This window comes from Arthrobacter sp. TmtSoilC77 (genome assembly GCF_059739415.1).
Genome location: NZ_AP046050.1, coordinates 463,463 through 481,254 on the forward strand (window position 1 = coordinate 463,463; position 17,792 = coordinate 481,254).

At 62.7% G+C, this 17,792-nt stretch carries 16 protein-coding genes; 12 read left to right on the top strand and 4 right to left on the bottom strand.

The annotated features are described in order from the left end of the window. Positions 1–37: 37 nt before the first annotated feature. Entirely contained in the window at positions 38–1,141 is a 1,104-nt protein-coding gene (locus AC6I99_RS02290) for an S-(hydroxymethyl)mycothiol dehydrogenase (RefSeq protein WP_309929523.1), read from the top strand. Further along, positions 1,141–1,764 carry an MBL fold metallo-hydrolase gene (locus AC6I99_RS02295; RefSeq protein WP_497960070.1) on the top strand — a complete coding sequence of 208 codons (624 nt, stop codon included), beginning with the start codon at positions 1,141–1,143 and terminating at the stop codon, positions 1,762–1,764. Before AC6I99_RS02290 ends, AC6I99_RS02295 begins: the two co-directional genes overlap by 1 nt. A gap of 8 nt (positions 1,765–1,772) precedes the next feature. On the opposite strand, the gene AC6I99_RS02300 is transcribed toward AC6I99_RS02295, so the two are convergent. Beyond that, positions 1,773–3,065, bottom strand: coding sequence for a helix-turn-helix transcriptional regulator (locus AC6I99_RS02300; protein WP_497960072.1), 1,293 nt, complete (start codon positions 3,063–3,065; stop codon positions 1,773–1,775). Positions 3,066–3,213: 148 nt separating this feature from the next. Between AC6I99_RS02300 and hxlB the strand changes: the two genes are divergently transcribed. Continuing rightward, entirely contained in the window at positions 3,214–3,804 is a 591-nt protein-coding gene (hxlB, locus tag AC6I99_RS02305) for a 6-phospho-3-hexuloisomerase (RefSeq protein ID WP_497960074.1), read from the top strand. Between the two features lie 110 nt (positions 3,805–3,914). Continuing rightward, positions 3,915–4,538, top strand: a complete 624-nt coding sequence (hxlA, locus tag AC6I99_RS02310; RefSeq protein ID WP_224095053.1) for a 3-hexulose-6-phosphate synthase — start codon at positions 3,915–3,917, stop codon at positions 4,536–4,538. 131 nt (positions 4,539–4,669) lie between these two features. On the opposite strand, the gene AC6I99_RS02315 is transcribed toward hxlA, so the two are convergent. After that, the gene (locus tag AC6I99_RS02315) at positions 4,670–6,829 is read right to left on the bottom strand and encodes an amylo-alpha-1,6-glucosidase (protein WP_224095054.1); all 2,160 of its coding nucleotides are present in this window, start codon (positions 6,827–6,829) and stop codon (positions 4,670–4,672) included. Between the two features lie 300 nt (positions 6,830–7,129). Here AC6I99_RS02315 and AC6I99_RS02320 point away from each other — a divergent pair, with 300 nt between their 5' ends. The 7 genes from AC6I99_RS02320 to AC6I99_RS02350 all read left to right on the top strand — a co-directional run bounded on the left by AC6I99_RS02320 (position 7,130) and on the right by AC6I99_RS02350 (position 13,940). Next, positions 7,130–7,471 (top strand): hypothetical protein, encoded by a 342-nt coding sequence (locus tag AC6I99_RS02320; RefSeq protein ID WP_497960078.1) that lies wholly within the window; start codon positions 7,130–7,132, stop codon positions 7,469–7,471. A gap of 93 nt (positions 7,472–7,564) precedes the next feature. Continuing rightward, positions 7,565–8,962, top strand: a complete 1,398-nt coding sequence (locus AC6I99_RS02325) for a cryptochrome/photolyase family protein (protein ID WP_497960081.1) — start codon at positions 7,565–7,567, stop codon at positions 8,960–8,962. Between the two features lie 168 nt (positions 8,963–9,130). After that, positions 9,131–10,630, top strand: a complete 1,500-nt coding sequence (locus tag AC6I99_RS02330; RefSeq protein WP_224167443.1) for a CoA-acylating methylmalonate-semialdehyde dehydrogenase — start codon at positions 9,131–9,133, stop codon at positions 10,628–10,630. Continuing rightward, positions 10,630–11,700 carry an enoyl-CoA hydratase/isomerase family protein gene (locus AC6I99_RS02335; protein ID WP_309929530.1) on the top strand — a complete coding sequence of 357 codons (1,071 nt, stop codon included), beginning with the start codon at positions 10,630–10,632 and terminating at the stop codon, positions 11,698–11,700. Before AC6I99_RS02330 ends, AC6I99_RS02335 begins: the two co-directional genes overlap by 1 nt. A gap of 71 nt (positions 11,701–11,771) precedes the next feature. After that, positions 11,772–12,695, top strand: coding sequence for a 3-hydroxyisobutyrate dehydrogenase (gene mmsB, locus AC6I99_RS02340; protein WP_224095060.1), 924 nt, complete (start codon positions 11,772–11,774; stop codon positions 12,693–12,695). A 39-nt stretch (positions 12,696–12,734) separates the two neighbouring features. Further along, entirely contained in the window at positions 12,735–13,514 is a 780-nt protein-coding gene (locus AC6I99_RS02345; protein ID WP_497960084.1) for an enoyl-CoA hydratase, read from the top strand. A 129-nt stretch (positions 13,515–13,643) separates the two neighbouring features. Then, the gene (locus AC6I99_RS02350; RefSeq protein ID WP_224095062.1) at positions 13,644–13,940 is read left to right on the top strand and encodes a DUF4190 domain-containing protein; all 297 of its coding nucleotides are present in this window, start codon (positions 13,644–13,646) and stop codon (positions 13,938–13,940) included. Between the two features lie 241 nt (positions 13,941–14,181). Here the strand turns inward: AC6I99_RS02350 and AC6I99_RS02355 are convergent, their stop codons facing one another. After that, the gene (locus AC6I99_RS02355; protein WP_497960087.1) at positions 14,182–14,859 is read right to left on the bottom strand and encodes a TenA family protein; all 678 of its coding nucleotides are present in this window, start codon (positions 14,857–14,859) and stop codon (positions 14,182–14,184) included. A gap of 256 nt (positions 14,860–15,115) precedes the next feature. Between AC6I99_RS02355 and AC6I99_RS02360 the strand changes: the two genes are divergently transcribed. Further along, the gene (locus AC6I99_RS02360) at positions 15,116–16,387 is read left to right on the top strand and encodes an FG-GAP repeat domain-containing protein (RefSeq protein ID WP_497960088.1); all 1,272 of its coding nucleotides are present in this window, start codon (positions 15,116–15,118) and stop codon (positions 16,385–16,387) included. Between the two features lie 447 nt (positions 16,388–16,834). Here AC6I99_RS02360 and AC6I99_RS02365 read toward each other — a convergent pair whose 3' ends face one another. Further along, positions 16,835–17,737: a hypothetical protein gene (locus AC6I99_RS02365; RefSeq protein WP_497960092.1), complete on the bottom strand. Its 903-nt coding sequence runs from the start codon at positions 17,735–17,737 to the stop codon at positions 16,835–16,837. Between the last annotated feature and the right edge of the window lie 55 nt (positions 17,738–17,792).

Here is a 17,792-nt window from a genome sequence, read left to right on the forward strand (position 1 = left end):
ACTGCCAGTTCTCCGCGACCCGAGAAAGGAACCGATCGTGGTTCACAAAGTAAAAGCTGTCATCGCCAAGGAAAAGAACGCTCCCGTCACGTTGGAGACCATTTTGGTGCCGGATCCAGGGCCGGGTGAGGCGTTGGTGGATATTCTCACCTGCGGTGTGTGCCACACCGATCTGCACTACCAGCAGGGTGGCATCTCGGACGATTTCCCGTTCCTTCTGGGCCACGAGGCCACAGGCGTGGTCAGCGCGGTCGGCCCGGATGTCACGGACGTCGCCCCCGGAGACAGGGTCATCCTGAACTGGCGTGCGGTGTGCGGTCAATGTCGTGCCTGCGCCAAGGGCCAGCCGCAGTACTGCTTCAACACCCACAACGCTACCCAGAAGATGACGCTGGAGGACGGCACTGAGCTTTCGCCCGCACTGGGAATCGGCGCCTTCGCCGAGAAGACCCTCGTGGCTGCGGGTCAATGCACCAAGGTAGATGATTCGGTTGATCCCGCCGCAGTGGGTCTGCTGGGATGCGGCGTGATGGCCGGCATCGGTGCGGCCATCAATACCGGCGAGGTCAAGCGTGGTGAGTCCGTGGCCGTCATCGGGTGCGGCGGCGTAGGCATTGCCGCGATCGCCGGCGCCAGGTTGGCTGGTGCCACCACCATCATTGCCGTGGATATCGATGCCAACAAGGTGGACATGGCCAAGTCCCTGGGAGCCACCCACGGAGTGAACTCCAGCATCGAGGATCCGGTAGAAGCTATCCGGGCCCTGACGGGAGGCAACGGCGCAGACCTGGTGATTGACGCCGTCGGACGTCCCGAGACGTACAAGCAGGCTTTCTATGCCCGCGACCTCGCAGGCCGCGTTGTTTTGGTCGGCGTTCCTTCGCCCACCGCCACGCTGGAGTTGCCGCTGCTGGATGTCTTCGGCCGCGGCGGTTCCTTGAAGTCCTCCTGGTACGGCGACTGCCTGCCTTCGCGCGACTTCCCGATGCTGGTGGAGCACTACAAGCAAGGCAACCTGAACCTGGACGCCTTCGTGACCGAACGCATCACGATCGACCAGGTGGAGGAAGCCTTCGCCCGGATGCAGGAGGGCAAAGTCCTTCGCTCCGTAGTGGAAATCGAACCGGCGGTGGCGCTCTGATGGCCGTCACCGTAGAGAACCGCGTCACTTCCGGAACGTTTTCGCTCGACGGCGGCACCTGGGACGTGGACAACAACGTCTGGATTGTGGGGGATGAGCAGGAATGCGTCATCATCGATGCCCCGCACGATGCCCAGGCCATCATCGAGCAGGTGCAGGGCCGAAAAGTCCTGGCCATCCTGCTGACCCACGCCCACAACGACCATATTGGGGCCGTTCGGGAGGTTGCTGACGCCGTTCAAGCGCCCATCTACCTGCATCCCGAGGACCTGGTGTTGTGGGAGCACGTGTATCCGGACGCCACGCCGGACAAGTACCTCAGCGACGGCGACGTTTTCACGGTCGCTGGAGCTGAATTGCGGGCCATCCACACGCCCGGCCACTCGCCCGGGTCCACGTGCTTCCTGCTGGAGGAACAGGACACGGTCTTCACCGGAGACACCCTGTTTAACGGTGGTCCGGGAGCAACCGGGCGGTCTTACAGCGATTACCCCACCATCCTGGCATCCATCCGGGAACGCCTCCTGACCCTGCCCGCCCACACGGTGGTGCGTACCGGGCACGGGGACAACACCACTATCGGAGCCGAGCGCGGGACGCTGGCCCTCCTAAAGCAGGACTAAGCGGCCGACTACCGGAGCCCCGCACTGTGCGCCAAAGCGATGGCTTCAGTGCGGGACCGGACGTCGAGCTTCCGGAAGAGATTCCGGATATGAAATTTCACAGTATTTTCGCTGACATTGAGTTCAGCGGCGATTGCCCGGTTACGTTGGCCGGCCGCCAGTAATTGCAGGACTTCCAGCTCCCTCGCCGCAAGGCCCCAAGCCACGACATCCCCTGCCGGAGCTGACGGTGCATCCAACGGCAACACAACCGAGATGTCGGCTCCCCAGCCCTGCATGACATCCAGGCTCATCCTGCCGTTAACGGCTTGCACGCGTTGGCGCAGGCGTTCGATGTTGGGGGCCTCGGGGGATAGCTCGCCCCTGCCATCGTCACGGACGTTGATGAGCAGGTTCTCGCCGTCGCAGTCCCACTGTGCCCGGACACGATGCACGTCAGGTTGCTCGGCGATGGCCAGGACCAGGCCTCGAACCACGGCGCGGGCGGCGTGGGCTACTTCCCCTGGCAACGCCCTGCCGTTCGCAGGCGGTTCGATGAACTGGATATCGATGTTGCTGAAGTGCATCAGCGGCCGGAGGTCCTCGCGAAGCCTTTCGAACGCCGTGCTGACCGGCTCCTCCACAAGATCACTGGTGCGGTCGTTCAAGGTCCGCAGGCTGATCAGGGCCTTGACGGTCATGTCTGTGACGGCTGTACGGGCCGCGTGGTCGTCCATGGAGTTGGACCTCAACGCGGCCAGCACGGTTTCCAATGTGGTGGAGTGTTGATCCACCAACTCGGCAGTTACGCGGATCCGCTCCGCTGATGCGGCGCGGGATTCCAGAAGGTACGACGGCGGCGCGTCAGAGACCTTCTCCTGGATACGGGCCGCAGTGAGCCGCCAAAGGTAGGAGAGGACACGCCCGGCATCTTCTGTCTGGCCTTCGACAGGATCCGTGAGGACCAGGAGGGCGTTGCTGGGCGCATAGCCCAAGGCCAATACCTCCCGCTCTTTCCCGGCGACAACAGCCTTGCCCCGCCAGGGGCCACCGCCTGGAATCACGGCCCTTACACGGTCCAGTTCCGGGATGGAAACCCTGCTGACAATGCTTTCCTCGCCCGCCTTCTTTTGCGGCCGGCCCGTGCAGTCCTCGGTAAAGATCACCAGGGCGCTGCATTTGATGAAGGGTGCAAGGGCGCCACGCAGGCTCTCTGCAATACGCATCAGGGGTGCTTGCGCGATATCTGCGATGGCGTCCAGAAGTTGCCACGGAAGGGATCCGCTATCCGGGCGGCGTTTGGTCTCTGCCAGCTGGGTCATGGATGCAGCCTAAACGAAGAGGAGCCACGTTAACTACCCAAAAGGGTGGTATGAACTGCTCGTTTTCGGCGTTCCCCCTACCCGAACTGCCCGGAAGACTTGTCTATAGGCCCGAAAGGCTTGAGCACCTACCCACGAAGGAGTGAATGTGAACGTCACCGCAGAAACAGCAACTGCCACGAGCGCGGACGTAGCCGGCAATGTATCCCTGATCCTGGGCGAAGTCGCTGACACTACCTCCGGCATTGACTACGCCCAGTTGGCCCATCTTGCGGACAGGATCAAGGGTGCCGGACGTGTGTTCCTTGCAGGAGCAGGGCGCAGCGGCCTGGTCCTCAGGATGGCGGCCATGAGGCTGATGCACCTCGGCCTGACCGTCCATGTCGCCGGTGACACCACCACGCCAGCCATCAGTTCCGGAGACCTCCTGGTGGTTGCATCCGGTTCAGGTACGACGTCCGGTGTGGTCAAGGCCGCCCAGACCGCACTTGAAGCAGGTGCACAGGTTGCAGCCATCACCACCAATGCAGACTCGCCCTTGGCCGGGCTGGCCGACGCTTTGGTGATTATCCCGGCGGCCCAAAAGACGGACCACGGTTCAAATATTTCGCGCCAGTACTCCGGCAGCCTTTTCGAGCAGGCGCTGTTCCTCGCCGCGGAGTCGGTTTTCCAGACCCTCTGGGACGCCGCCGACGAACCCGCTGAACAGCTCTGGCTGCGTCACGCCAACCTCGAGTAAGCCCAACTAAGTAGCAGCAGAGGCCGTTATGGACGCTCAAAAGGGGCTCTGCTGCTACCTACTTGGGACCGCACCAACTCAACACAACCCACAAAGAAAGTAAGAACACTATGAAACTCCAAGTCGCACTTGACCTCCTCACCACCGAGGCAGCCCTGGACCTGGCCGGCAAAGTCGCCGAGCACGTTGACATCATCGAACTGGGCACGCCGCTGATCAAGGCGGAGGGCCTCTCCGCGGTGACCGCGATCAAGGAAGCACACCCCACCAAGATCGTCTTCGCCGACATGAAGACCATGGACGCTGGAGAACTCGAAGCCGACATCGCCTTCAAGGCCGGCGCCGACCTCGTCTCAGTGCTCGGAACGGCAGACGACTCCACCATTGCAGGTGCAGTCAAGGCAGCCCAGACGCACAACAAGGGCATCGTGGTTGACCTGATCGGCGTTGCCGACAAGGTCACCCGTGCGAAGGAAGCCCGCGCTCTCGGGGCCAAGTTCATCGAATTCCACGCCGGCCTGGACGAGCAAGCCCAGCCCGGCTTCGATCTTCGCGGACTCCTTAACGCCGGTGAAGAAGCCCGTGTACCGTTCTCGGTTGCAGGCGGCGTCAACCTCTCCACCATCCAGGCCGTGCAGTTGGCCGGTGCCGACGTAGCCGTGGCCGGTAGCGCCATCTACAGCGCCCTTGATCCGGAACTGGCCGCCAAGGAACTCAAAGCAGCCATCCAGTAAGGCCTGTTGCCCACTCACTGAACCCGCTTGAAGCCGCCCGGAAAGTACCCTTTCAAAGGGACTTTCCGGGCGGCTCGCTTTTTTGGGCCCCACATGGGCCCCACATTTCCGGCCCTCAGTTTTGTCGGACCTCAGGTTTCCGGGCCCCGTAGGTGTGCTTGTTCCAGTAGCTCCGTGAGCCAAGGCCGCTGCGCATGGCGGAACGTCAAGCCCTCCGGCAGGCCTTGGACCGTGGGCTTCGAGCCGACAATGTCGATGGTGATGCGGTCACTTCCCATGGGGGCGTTGCCGATGTGGAGGTCTCCGAAGGACGGCGGCAAAACAGGATCCAGCCAGACGCCGCCCAACGATATGTGGGCGTCGTAGCGCATGAGGCCCATCACCAGCTGAATGGGCGTTGTGGCAGCCCATGCCTGGGGTGAGCAGGCGGTTGGATACGGAACTGGTTCGCTGAATTGTTTCCGGTCGAATCCGCAGAAGAGTTCCGGGAGCCGGCCGCCTGAATACTCGGCGGCTTCCAGCAAGGCTGTGGCAATCCGTTGTGCTTCTTCCACAAATCCGTACCGCAGCAGTCCTTGGACAATCAACGCATTGTCGTGCGGCCAGACTGAGCCGTTGTGGTAACTGGCCGGGTTGTAGGCGCCCATGTTGCTTGCCAACGTCCGGATTCCCCAACCACTGAACATCTCCGGGGACATCAGGTGCTCCACAACAGAGGGGGCCTTGTCCTCATCCATCAAGCCAAACCACATGGTGTGGCCCATGTTGGAGGCGCATGCGTCCACAGGCCGCTTGTCGCGGTCCAATGCAACGGCATAATAGCCCTTGTCCGGAAGCCAAAACTCTTCGTTGAACTTCTGCTTGAGGCGATCAGCGCGTTCCTGAAGTTCTGCAGCCAAGGTGAGGTCGCCGGCGTCGTACGCCATCCAGGCCCGCGACGTATAGGCGCCGTGCACGTACGCCTGGACTTCGCACAGCGCCAAGGGCGGTTCAGCGAGGGTGCCATCGGCAAAGTTGATGCCGTCCCAGGAGTCCTTCCATCCTTGGTTGATGAGCCCGTGCTCGTTGGGCCGCGCGTACTCCACGAAGCCGTCGCCGTCCCGGTCGCCGTAATCACGGATCCACTCAAGGGCGCGGTCGGCGTTCGGCAGGAGGGCGGCGATGGTGTCCTTGGAGAATCCCCAGCGGCTGACCGATCCCAGGACAACCACGAAGAGTGGGGTTGCATCAACGCTGCCGTAGTACGCGGACTTTCCGCCGAGAGCGAGGCCGCTGGAGACGTCGAGCCTCACCTCGTGGAGGATCTTGCCCGGTTCTTCCTCGCTGACCGGATCCACCACCGTTCCCTGGCGGTCGGCCAACGTTCGCAGGGTGCCCAAGGCCAGTGACGGGTCCACCGGCAGGGCCATTTCCGAAGCCCACAGCGAGTCGCGGCCAAACAGCGTCATGAACCACGGCGCGCCGGCAGCAACCACCACCCTGTCTGGATGTTCCGGGTCCTGGATCCGGAGGGCGCCCAGGTCCTCATAGCTGCGGCGGAGGGTGCTTTCGATGGAGTGGTTGCTGATTTGCAAGGCAGGGATCCTGGCTACCCACTCCTGCCTGCGCCTGTCGCTGGGGGAGAGCTCACCCTGGGCTGGATGGGTGAACGGCACCGGCGTGCCGGCTCCATCAACAGTGGGCACCACGCTCACGCGGGTACTCCAGCTCCCAAAAGGGGGAATTTTCGCGGTGAAGCCCAAGGCCTTTGCTCCGGCACCCGCACCTTCAGCCTGGATGACGACGCTTTTTCGGAAACCCTCCCATTTGCCGCGAATTTCCAGTGAATTGCCTTCAGGAAGCCGGGTCTCGGTCCAGTGGCGGGTAATCCTGGCCTCCTTCACCTCAAAAAGGTCCGCGAAGTCAGATTCGACCGTCAGCAGGATCCGGCAATCCGCCGCTTTGGTGGAGTAATTCCGGACTGTGATCTTTTCCAGGATTCCGGCCCCGACCTCGCGCAGCCGCTCCACCAGCAGCGGACTGTCCGCGTATCCATCGGAACGGGGCACCCGGGAGGCAAAGAGCGCCCGGTAAGGTTCCTTGGTCTCCGCGGCCAGTGGCTCGAGTGGTTGTCCGTTGACCGTCAATTCCCACTTGGAGAGGATCCGGGTGTCCAGGTGGAACACACCCTGCGGTAGCTCAGGGCGGATGTCTCCGTTGGCGGCAGAAATGCAGAAGGACGAGCCTTCCACCAGCGTGACCGTGCCGGAACCAAGGGGCCCGGCGGCAGTATCGGCATTCCATCCAGCCACGTCTGTGCCTTCCAATCAGCGGAACAGTCAATCAGCCACAGTGCCCACGCAAACCGTTGCCTGGCTCGCCCGAGGGACCGGTGTGCAGCCGCATGTGTGGACGTATCCGAAGCTACGCCGATGCGGCGGTGGGCACCAGAGGGTTGAAGGTTCGTTTGACGGTGTCGCTGCAGAGAATGCATCCAGAGTTAACCTACTTTCCGGTACAGGCGAACCCCAGGAGGACTATAGTGGGTGAACAGGACATTCGCTGATGCAGCCCGGCGGCCCGTTTTTACTTCCGCCACCGGAGGCCCCGCAATGACCGACACCCAAATCAGTAGTTTCCTCAGTGACTGTGTGGTGTTTGACGACGACACCGAGCAGGGTCTGGATTTCGACACCCTCTACGGCCTCTACATCAGCTGGTGCGTCCTCGGACGCAAAGTGCCCATTCCCGATTCCGCTTTCAGGACCGCCCTTGAACTTGAAGGATTGCGTGCCAGGAAGAATCATGGCCAGCGCGTCTACCCCGGCCTGAACATGGTGGGTCCTGCAGCCAGGGACTACGTCATGAACAGTGTCCCCGTATGGACTGAGACCGACACCAGCGCCCCCGAATTCAGTCAAATAAATGAGGACTCGGTTCCCTCATTGAGGTAACCCCCTGAGTTCCGGGTTTGTTGTTCAGCTGATGCCCTTAGGATGCCTTCCCAGGGGCATCAGCTGTATGCCGATTCGGAAGAGGGTAGTAATTTGAGGCCATCCATCGTCTGGTTCCGCGACGACCTGAGGGTCAGGGACAACCCCGCCTTGCGTGCCGCCGTCGATGATGGCGCGGCGGTGGCACTCTACGTCCTGGACGAAGAATCGCCCGGCATCCGGCCGCACGGCGGTGCCGCACGCTGGTGGCTCCACCACTCGTTGGCCGCGCTGAAGGACAATCTCGCGGCGCTCGGAATACCGCTGTTGTTGCGTCGGGGACCGGCTGCCGCGGTTGTTCAGGAGATCACGACGGCGGTCGGCGCCGGCGCGCTGTTCTGGAACCGCCGGTACGGCCCCGCTGAGCGGATGGTGGACGCCGGGATCAAGACGTGGGCTCGTGAGGCCGGCATGCATGTGGAGAGTTTTCAAGCGTCCCTGCTTCATGAGCCGTGGGAAGTCACCACCAAGACCGGCGGGCAGTACAAGGTTTTCACTCCTTTTTGGCGGACCGTTTCAGCGCAGGACTTCCGGGACCCGTTGGCTGTGCCGGCGTCCGGCCACGGCTACGCGGGCGAACTGACAGGCTGTGATTCGTTGGAATCGTGGCACCTGTTGCCTACCAACCCTGACTGGTCCACAGGGTTGGGGGAGGCATGGACGCCGGGATCTGCTGCCGGACACCAGCGGCTTAGGCAATTCGCGGCGGACGGACTCGCAAATTACAGCGAAGGCCGTAATCGACCGGACGTCGATGGCAGCAGTTGTCTTTCGCCATACCTGCGTTGGGGTGAGCTCAGCCCGTTCGAGGTGTGGCATGCCCTGGCTTCCAATAGCTCGGAAAGCAGAGGTATTTTCGCCTCCGAACTCGGCTGGCGTGAGTTCTGTTGGCACCAGTACTTCCATAACCCGGACCTGGCCACAGCGAACCTGCGCAAAGAGTTCGACCACTTCCCGTGGGCTTGGCCGGATGGCGATGGCTCCCGCCCCGCGAATGCTCAAGAAGGTCACGAGTCTGCAGCAGAGGAGCTTCGGGCCTGGCAGCAGGGCCGCACGGGTTTCCCCTTGGTGGACGCCGGGCAGCGGCAACTCTGGCAGACAGGGTGGATGCACAACCGGGTGAGGATGGTCGCGGCCAGCTTCCTGGTGAAGAACCTGGGCATACATTGGCAACTCGGCGAGCAGTGGTTCTGGGACACCTTGGTGGACGCTGACCCGGCATCCAACCCTGCGAATTGGCAGTGGGTGGCGGGCTCAGGGGCGGACGCTTCGCCGTTTTTCAGGATCTTCAATCCGCAGGCGCAACGCACCAAATTCGATCCCCAGGGCAAGTACATAGCCCGCTGGATCGAGGAGTTCGGCACACCGGATTACCCGGAGGAAATCGTGGATCTCAAGACCACCCGGCAGGATGCGCTGGACGCCTACAAGGGACTCAAAGAGGTGCACTAGCTACTGTGCGCTGTTGGACAGGGTCCGAAAAACCGCCTCTGGAAATTAGTAGGAAGTCCGAGTATATTCGGTTCAGAGATGACCTGGCTCACAGTCGCTGAGGCGTTCCTGCCGATTACTGGAACCAGCCGCACGGCAGTCATTCACGATGCAAAGGAGCATTCCACCATGGTGCGCGAGCTTTCACACTACGTAGACGGCCAGAGGATCGACGGCACGTCCGGACGGTTCAGCGATGTCTTCGATCCCTGCACGGGCGAAGTGCAGGCGCGGCTTCCGCTGGCCAGCGCGGACGAGGTCCGCAACGCGATTGCAAATGCCGAGAAGGGCCAGCTCGAATGGGCGGCGATGAACCCGCAACGCCGGGGACGCATCCTGCTGAAGTTTGTTGACTTGGTCAACGAGAACATTGACGAGCTCGCAAAGCTCCTGTCCTCCGAACACGGCAAAACGTTCGCCGACGCCAAGGGAGACATCCAGCGCGGCATCGAGGTAGTCGAATTCTCCGCAGGGGCGCCGCACCTGCTCAAGGGCGAGTTCTCGGACAACGCGGGGCAGGGCATTGACGTGCACTCTCTGCGCCAACCGCTTGGCGTGGTTGCCGGTATTACGCCGTTCAACTTCCCAGCCATGATCCCCCTCTGGAAGTCGGGCCCCGCGCTCGCAGCCGGCAACGCTTTCATCCTCAAGCCCTCCGAACGGGATCCCTCCGTTCCGTTGCGGCTTGCCGAGCTGTACAGCGAAGCCGGTGTTCCCAACGGCGTTTTCAACGTGATCAACGGTGATAAAGAAGCCGTCGACGCCCTGCTTGAGGATCCGCGCGTCAAGGCCATTGGCTTCGTTGGTTCCACGCCGATCGCCCAGTACATCTACGCCACCGCGGCTGCGCACGGCAAGCGCGCACAATGCTTCGGCGGGGCAAAGAACCACATGGTGATCATGCCCGACGCAGACCTGGACATGGCCGCCGACGCCCTGATTGGCGCGGGCTACGGTTCCGCCGGTGAACGTTGCATGGCGATTTCCGTTGCGGTTCCCGTTGGCCAGCAGACTGCCGATGCCCTGGTGGCCAAGCTGACCGAGCGCGTCAAACACCTCAAAGTCGGCCACAGCCTGGACAAGGACTCGGACTTCGGGCCTGTGGTTGCTGCCTCCGCGAAGGAAAGAATCGAAGGCTACATCCAGTCCGGCGTTGACGAAGGCGCAACCCTGGTCACCGATGGCCGTGGACTCACAGTGGAAGGCTACGACGGCGGCTTCTGGGTTGGTCCCACGCTCTTCGACAACGTCACCAAGGACATGAAGATCTACAAGGAAGAGATCTTCGGCCCCGTCCTCAGCGTGCTGCGCGCGGCTGACTACGACGAAGCGCTAAGGCTCTGCAGTGAGCACGAGTTTGGCAACGGCGTCGCAATTTTCACCCGCGACGGCGACTCCGCCCGCGACTTCGCCAGCCGCGTCGAAGTGGGCATGGTGGGCATCAACGTCCCCATTCCTGTACCGATCGCGTACTACACCTTCGGCGGCTGGAAGGCATCCGGTTTCGGCGACCTCAACCAGCACGGCGCCGACGCCTTCCGCTTCTACACCAAGACCAAGACGGTGACGTCGCGGTGGCCTTCCGGCATTCGACAGGGCGCCAGCTTCATCATGCCGGCAGGTAGCTGATGGGGGCTTTGGACACAGACGAAGTTCTCTTTGAGCGCCGCGGCCATCTTGGCATCGTAACGCTCAACCGGCCCCGGGCAGTCAACGCCCTCAGCGCGGGAATGGTGAAAGCCATGCTCCAGCAGTTGGCTGCCTGGGCTGACGACGACGCCGTAGCAACCGTCCTGGTGCGCGGCGCTGGCGACCGCGGGCTATGCGCCGGCGGAGACATTGTTGCCATCTACAAGGACATGCTGCACGGCGGAACGGAAACGGCGGAGTTCTGGGCCGACGAGTACCGGCTGAACTCGCTCATTGCCCGTTACCCCAAGCCCTATGTCGCCTTCATGGACGGGTTGGTGCTGGGCGGCGGCGTGGGGGTTTCGGCGCACGGCTCGGTGCGCATTGTTACTGAGCGGACGCGTACAGGCATGCCCGAGACCACCATTGGGTTCGTGCCCGACGTCGGCGGCACCTTTTTGTTGTCGCGCTCGCCGGGGGAAACGGGAACCCACGCCGCGCTGACGGGCGCGCACCTCTCCGGGGCCGATGCCTTGTTCCTTGGCCTCGCGGATCACTTTGTGCCGTCCGAAAACCTCGCGGCGCTGGCAGAGGCGCTGGAAAGCTCGACGGCGGAGGCCGCCGTCGGGCGTTTTGCCCAAGCGGCGCCGGACTCGGCCATCGCTGGCCAGCGGGAGTGGATCGATGCCGCCTACGCCTATGACGACGCGGAGGAGATCGTACGGAGTTTGCGCTCGTTGGGGGAATCTTCGCCCGAGGCAGCTTCTGCGGCCGACACCATTGAGACGAAGTCGCCCACATCTGTGAAGGTCACTTTGGCATCCTTGCGGCGTGTGCCGGGGATGTCGCTGGAGGAAGCGCTGGACCAGGAATACCGGGTGGGACTGCGCTGCCTGGCCGGGCCTGATTTCCGGGAGGGGATCCGTGCACAGGTGGTGGACAAGGACCGGAACCCGCAGTGGAAGCCTCCCACTTTGGCTGAGGTGCGCGAGTCCGACGTCGAGGGCTACTTTGCGCCGCTCGGCGACCGCGAGTTGGGGCTCGCCGCCTTGGGAGCTGACGCCACGTGACCGCCGGCTTGTGCAGCCCGCCTGTCCAGCCGCTTGTCCAGCCAGTTTGTTAGCCAGTTGAAGGAGACGACATGACAGAGAACGCAGCATCGGCAACGGGACTCATCGCTTTCCTCGGACTCGGCCATATGGGCGGGCCCATGGCGGCCAACCTGATCAAAGCCGGACACGATGTGATCGGTTATGACCCTGTGCCGGCCGCCGTCGAGGCCGCCAAGGCCCACGGAATTCCCATGGCATCCACGGCGCAGGAAGCCGTGGACGGCGCGGCCGTGGTGTTGACCATGTTGCCCAGCGGCAAGCACGTGTTGGATGCGTACCGCGGGGTTGACGGGCCCGGGCTGCTGTCAGTAGCCGCACCGGATACCTTGTTCCTGGATTGTTCCACCATCAACGTTGACGAGGCGCGGGAGGCAGCCGTCATTGCTGTTGACGCGGGCCACCGTTCCGTGGATGCGCCGGTTTCCGGTGGCGTGGTGGGCGCCGAGGCCGGCACCCTGACTTTCATGGTGGGCGCTTTGCCTGAGGATTTTGAGACCGTCAAACCCATCCTGGAACTCATGGGCAAGAGGATTGTGCATTGCGGCGACCACGGTGCAGGGCAAGCAGCCAAGGTCTGCAACAACATGATCCTGGGCGTTTCCATGATTGCCGTCGCAGAGGCCTTCGTGCTCGGGGAGAAACTTGGACTCACCCACCAGGCACTGTTCGACGTCGCTTCCAACGCCTCCGGACAGTGCTGGGCCCTGACCACCAACTGTCCTGTCCCCGGTCCTGTCCCCACCAGCCCCGCCAACCGCGACTACCAGCCCGGTTTTGCGGGGGCACTGATGGCCAAGGATCTTCGGCTGGCCGTCAATGCGTTGGAAAGCACTGGAGTTGCAGCGGAAATGGGACCGTTGGCATCCCGGATTTACGATGCCTACGCCGCGGGCGAGGGTGCCGGACGTGACTTCTCAGGCATCATCACGGACATACGCGACAAGTCTGTGTGAGAGATTCTGTACATGACGACGTTGAGTGAGAGGGAGAGCATGACGGAGCAGTACGGGAACATCCTGGTGGAACGTCGGGGCCGCGTGGGTTTGGTGACGTTGAACCGGCCGCAAGCGTTGAATGCGCTGAACACAGCACTCATGAACGAACTTGTGGACGCAGTCACCGCAATGGACACCGATCCTGACATCGGCGCCGTGGTCATCACCGGATCCGCCAAGGCGTTCGCGGCAGGCGCCGACATCAAGGAGATGTCCTCCAAGAGCTACATGGAAATGTATGCGGCGGACTGGTTCCGCCGCTGGGAGGACCTCACCCGGCTCCGGATCCCCGTCATTGCTGCCGTCTCCGGCTTTGCCCTGGGCGGTGGCTGCGAACTGGCGATGATGGCGGACTTCATCATTGCCGGGGACAACGCCAAGTTCGGCCAACCGGAAATCAACCTGGGTGTCATCCCCGGTATGGGCGGCTCCCAGCGGCTCACCCGTGCCGTCGGGAAGGCCAAAGCGATGGACATGGTCCTGACAGGCCGTTTCATGGACGCCGAGGAAGCTGAACGCTCAGGCCTTGTGTCCAGGATTGTCCCGGCAGCTGAAGTCATTGACGAGGCTGTGAAAGCCGCCGAGGTCATCGCTTCCAAGTCCAAGCCCGCGGCCATGGTGGCAAAGGAAGCCGTCAATGCCGCCTTTGAAATGGGTCTGGCCCAGGGAGTGCTCTTCGAACGGCGGGTGTTCCACTCGCTGTTCGCCACCGAGGACCAGAAGGAAGGCATGGCCGCATTCAGCGGGAAGCGGCAGCCCGAGTTCAAGCACCGCTAGGAGTTTCTTTACGTTGCGGGGCCTGCTCTGCGCTTCAAATCCGACGCGAAGCGCGCAGAGTGGGCCCCGCAACGCAGTTATGGCATGCACGAGGATAGACTCGTTGGCACCGACAAATGGGGAGAGAACATGTCAACGGAGATCGTTCAAACCGGCCAAACGGAAGCATCCGTCCAACCGATCAACCGCCAAGCCATCGTGGCAGCAGCGATGGCAGTGCTGGCTCTCGTGGGTCTGTTCTTCGCCGGGATGGCCGTCATCGCAGTCTTCGTTGTGGGCGCAGGCCACGTCGCCCTCAACCAGATCCAGCAACGTGGAGAACGCGGACGGCCCTTCGCGATTGCAGCCTTGGTTGTCGGTTACGGTATTGCCGCCCTGGCCCTCGTGTCGGCTCTCATCTTTTCGTTTTCAGTGACCCGCCAGTAGGACGCAGGTCACGATACTTTCCTCGTCACGATCCCGCCCCGGAGCGGTCCTATATAAGGACAAACAGGGCGATGACTGAGGAACGAAATGACGTGGCAATTCTGCGATAACCACCACTGCCCGGACAGCTGGCACTGGACCGACCTGGACGACATCGCTGTGGCATGCTCCTACGCGCGCGATCAGGTTGAGCCGGAACCGCCCGGTGCGGATTGTTCACCGGTGGAGAACTTGTTGCTCTCTAAGCAGGGACGGATGACGGGGCGCCTGACGGGACAAGGGCGGCGTCAAAGAAAGCGAGCTCCAAACGCACAGCCTCGCGGAACATCTCCGTAACGCGGTCGCGAACTTCCGGATCTACAGGCTCGACGGCGTTGAACTCCTCCCGTAGCCATGTCACCCAGGCGTTGTACTCGGGATTGTTGTGGAGGCGGATCCACTCCGAGTGCTTTGGCGCGGCTGGCCACATTTCAGGATCTCCGGCCCGCGCAGCCCAGTCCCCGTAAAGCCACTCGGCAACCAGGAGGACAGCGAGGACGTCCGGATAGGAGCGGGTAGCCAGGGCGCTGCGCATGAGGGAATCAAAGTCCCGGGTCACGGCTCCCAAAGCAGGCCCGATCCGGTCAGCGTCCGCAACGTCCAGTTCATCGAAGCAGTCCTGGAAGTACGTGTTCTCGTCCGATGCGAATGCTCCCAGGACCCGTGCGAACACCAGCCGTGAGGACAACGATGGAGCAGACGCCACAGCCTGCCCGAGGAGCGCTATGAAGGCATCGCAGAACTGGTAGTCCTGCACAAGGTAGCGCCGAAGGTCGTCGTCGGAAAGATTCCCGCCGAGCAACTGATCCACAAACGGATGGTTGATTGCGGCGTCCCAATTGTTGATGCAGCCGTTCTTGAGTTCTTCGGCAAAGCCCACGTGTTTCCTCCTGAAGTGTCAGACCTGCACGCTAGCAGCCGACGGTGGTGGTTACGGCTGCATGACGCGGCGCGACAGGCGTCGCCCACACGGCTCAAAGGCCAGAGGGGGGTAGTGCTCCAATTCTTAGCGTCTGCCCATAATCCGATTCCTAAGCCATGGCTCGCTTCCGAAAAGGGTACCGGGCGCTCATGTAGCCTTGGCGGAAACATGCCGTTCAGGCGGAAGGTCTGTGACACGTCTTCAAGGGGGAAATATGATCGCAAACGGTTTCAAGCGTGTCGCACGGCGGAGTGCCATGGCTGCGCTTCTCGTGATCGGTTTGGCGAGCAGCGGCGGTGTCCCGGCGACGGCGGCAGGCGCCCAACCGCTCCACCATATTGATATGGACGGAGTTGTGTCCATGGTGGGAATGCCGTTCGTGGGATCAGAGCTGAGGATGGGTGCGCCGGGGGAATTCTCGGGCTGCGACAAGACCGGGGCAGCGCCGGATGGTTACACGATTGAATGGCTGAGCAATGGCACACCCCTTCCGGCGGAACGCCAAGTGGAACCCCTAAAAATTCTGCCGGAAGACCGCGGGAACCGCCTCTCCTTCAACGTCTACGCGACGACTCCGGAGAAGCAACAGTGCGGCGACTCCCTAAGGGGCGATGAGAACACGCTGCTGCACAGCAAGGAGACAGAGCCCATTGCGGCGTCCAACCGGGCCATGGGCTGGACCGGGCGGGGAAACTTCGAGCTGCTGGGCCGCACGGACACCGGGGAACTGGTCCTGTATCCCCGGACCTACACTTACACCCTCGGATCGTGCGACGCCGGAGTGTGCCCCAGCTACGAGACTGCGCACTGGGACCAGCCCAGGCTCGTGGGCACCGGATGGAACATCTTCAACATCGTTTTCTCACCTGGCGATTTCGATGGGGACGGCAACAACGACATCCTTGCTCGCGACGCGGAGGGAGACCTCTACCAATACCCGGGCGATGGCCACGGAGGCTGGCTGGACAGATCTGTCGTCGGTACGGGCTGGAACATGTTCGACACGATCGTGGGTCCGGGTGACTTTGACGGGGACGGCAACAACGATGTCCTCGCCCGCGATGCACGGGGCGATCTCCACTTGTACCCCGGCGACGGTGAAGGCGGCTGGAAGCAGCCGGACGTTGTGGGCACCGGCTGGCAGGTCTTCGACAAGATCATTGCCTCCGGCGACCTAAGCGGCGACGGTGCCGTGGACATCCTCGGACGTGACCACGCCGGCTACATGCACCACTACAGATCAGACGGCCAAGGAGGCTGGCAAGGGGCTAATACCTGGGGTCCCGGCTGGGAGGTCATGTCGGAAATCATCGGCGCCGGCAGCTTCACCCACAACCTGGGCGAGGCAATACATTGGGGGCACACGGTGACACGGAACGACACCATCGCCATCAACCCGAACGGAGACTTGCTCAAGTACACCGGCTTCGTTCCCACCGCCGAAACCATCGGCACCGGATGGGACATCTTCCGCTCCTTGATCTAATAGCCCACTCGAAAGGGATGCCCGAGAGAAATGGCTCGCCGTCCTAACCGTCATCCCGAGCACGCACCCGTCCGGTAATTAGTCCGGTCAGCAAGCCCATCAATATGGGGAAGATGGTCCCGGGAGCCCACGAAGCCTCGTCGGAAACGTGCGCCATCGGACAGCACGACGCCGGCCGGGCAGTCAGACTGACCATCCGGCCGGCGTCGTTTTTCCTGGGCGGTGTGCCGCCCCTCAGCAGACTATCCGGCTCCTTTCCGCGTGCATCGGGTCCGGCCAGTTGCCGACCAAGTCGGGCCAAAAGCCGATACGTCGGCTGGCGGATGCCTTTGCGTGATTGCGGACGGGGACCTGGATTTTGCGAAGCATGGGTGCCTCCTGACTGATGTCTTATGCCTGCGTCGGTTGGCGCAGGTGGTGGTGCCTGCCAAAGCAGGAGCCACCGCATCAGTCAGGTCGGGACCCGGGATCGAACGAGGGTTGTGGTGATGCCGTTCGCTGCGGGTCCGTCACTGGACCGGCTCTCGGAGGCGGCAGCGGTGAGAGGACCTCCGGGATGTCGGACGCCCCGGGGGGCGACGTGCTTGAGCCGCCCCCTCCGGACACGCCTGCGGTGCTTGGCGCCGGTACCGGATAAAGCGGTGCGCCGGGAACCGGGCTGCCGGGTGCGAGCATCGCGGCGGGCGGAACCCCTGCTGGATCAAAAGCCGGTATGGGCTGGGGGAGGCTGGGGCCTCCAAGCAGCGGCGCCGCTGCCTGCGTGGTTTGGAGTACGACGGCGAGTGGCAGCGCCGGAGCGCCCGACGGTGAGGTTGTGGCTTCCGGGGAGAGCGAAACCTCAGGCGGGGCGACGCCGTCGAGCAGGTTTGGCGTGGTGCCCGGCAATGGAGGAAGCGGAGGGTCGGCAATCCCGGGCAAGTCCGGCACATCGGGCAAGCTAGGCACTTCCGGCAGCGCGGGCACCTCGGGCACGGGAAGTACGTCTGAGACTTCGGGCAGGAGCTCCAGGACTCCTTCCACCACAGGAAGTTTCTGTACCTCGGGAACCTGGCCGACGACCGGAACCTGAGAGATATCCGGAACCTGGGGGACGGTTACCGTAGGGAGCGCGGGAGCCTCAGGCAGCTCGGGAGCCGCAGGCAGCACGGGAACTGCGGAAGCCTCGGCCAGCGGATCAAGATCAGGAGCCGTCGGGTCCACAGAATCGGCCAAAGATGTGACCGAGGGCGCCTGCAGAGTCTGCGTGAGCGGCGTGGTGCTGCTCGGTAGCGGAGGTATGACGGGAAGGATATCCGCGGCGGCTGCTGAAGGGCCGGTCAACCACAGCATCCATGCAGATGAGGCAAGCATGGCAAGGAGGAAAGGGCGCAGAAGTATATTGCGGCGTTGTCCCGGGTTCTTGGCC

Excerpts from the sequence above, each read along its gene's own strand:
- AC6I99_RS02295 (WP_497960070.1), top strand. The coding sequence starts at position 1,141 with ATGGCCGTCACCGTAGAGAACCGCGTCACTTCCGGAACGTTTTCGCTC.
- AC6I99_RS02300 (WP_497960072.1), bottom strand. The coding sequence starts at position 3,065 with ATGACCCAGCTGGCAGAGACCAAACGCCGCCCGGATAGCGGATCCCTT.
- hxlA (WP_224095053.1), top strand. The coding sequence starts at position 3,915 with ATGAAACTCCAAGTCGCACTTGACCTCCTCACCACCGAGGCAGCCCTG.
- AC6I99_RS02320 (WP_497960078.1), top strand. The coding sequence starts at position 7,130 with ATGACCGACACCCAAATCAGTAGTTTCCTCAGTGACTGTGTGGTGTTT.
- AC6I99_RS02330 (WP_224167443.1), top strand. The coding sequence starts at position 9,131 with ATGGTGCGCGAGCTTTCACACTACGTAGACGGCCAGAGGATCGACGGC.
- AC6I99_RS02335 (WP_309929530.1), top strand. The coding sequence starts at position 10,630 with ATGGGGGCTTTGGACACAGACGAAGTTCTCTTTGAGCGCCGCGGCCAT.
- mmsB (WP_224095060.1), top strand. The coding sequence starts at position 11,772 with ATGACAGAGAACGCAGCATCGGCAACGGGACTCATCGCTTTCCTCGGA.
- AC6I99_RS02345 (WP_497960084.1), top strand. The coding sequence starts at position 12,735 with ATGACGGAGCAGTACGGGAACATCCTGGTGGAACGTCGGGGCCGCGTG.
- AC6I99_RS02350 (WP_224095062.1), top strand. The coding sequence starts at position 13,644 with ATGTCAACGGAGATCGTTCAAACCGGCCAAACGGAAGCATCCGTCCAA.
- AC6I99_RS02360 (WP_497960088.1), top strand. The coding sequence starts at position 15,116 with ATGATCGCAAACGGTTTCAAGCGTGTCGCACGGCGGAGTGCCATGGCT.
- AC6I99_RS02365 (WP_497960092.1), bottom strand. The coding sequence starts at position 17,737 with ATGCTTGCCTCATCTGCATGGATGCTGTGGTTGACCGGCCCTTCAGCA.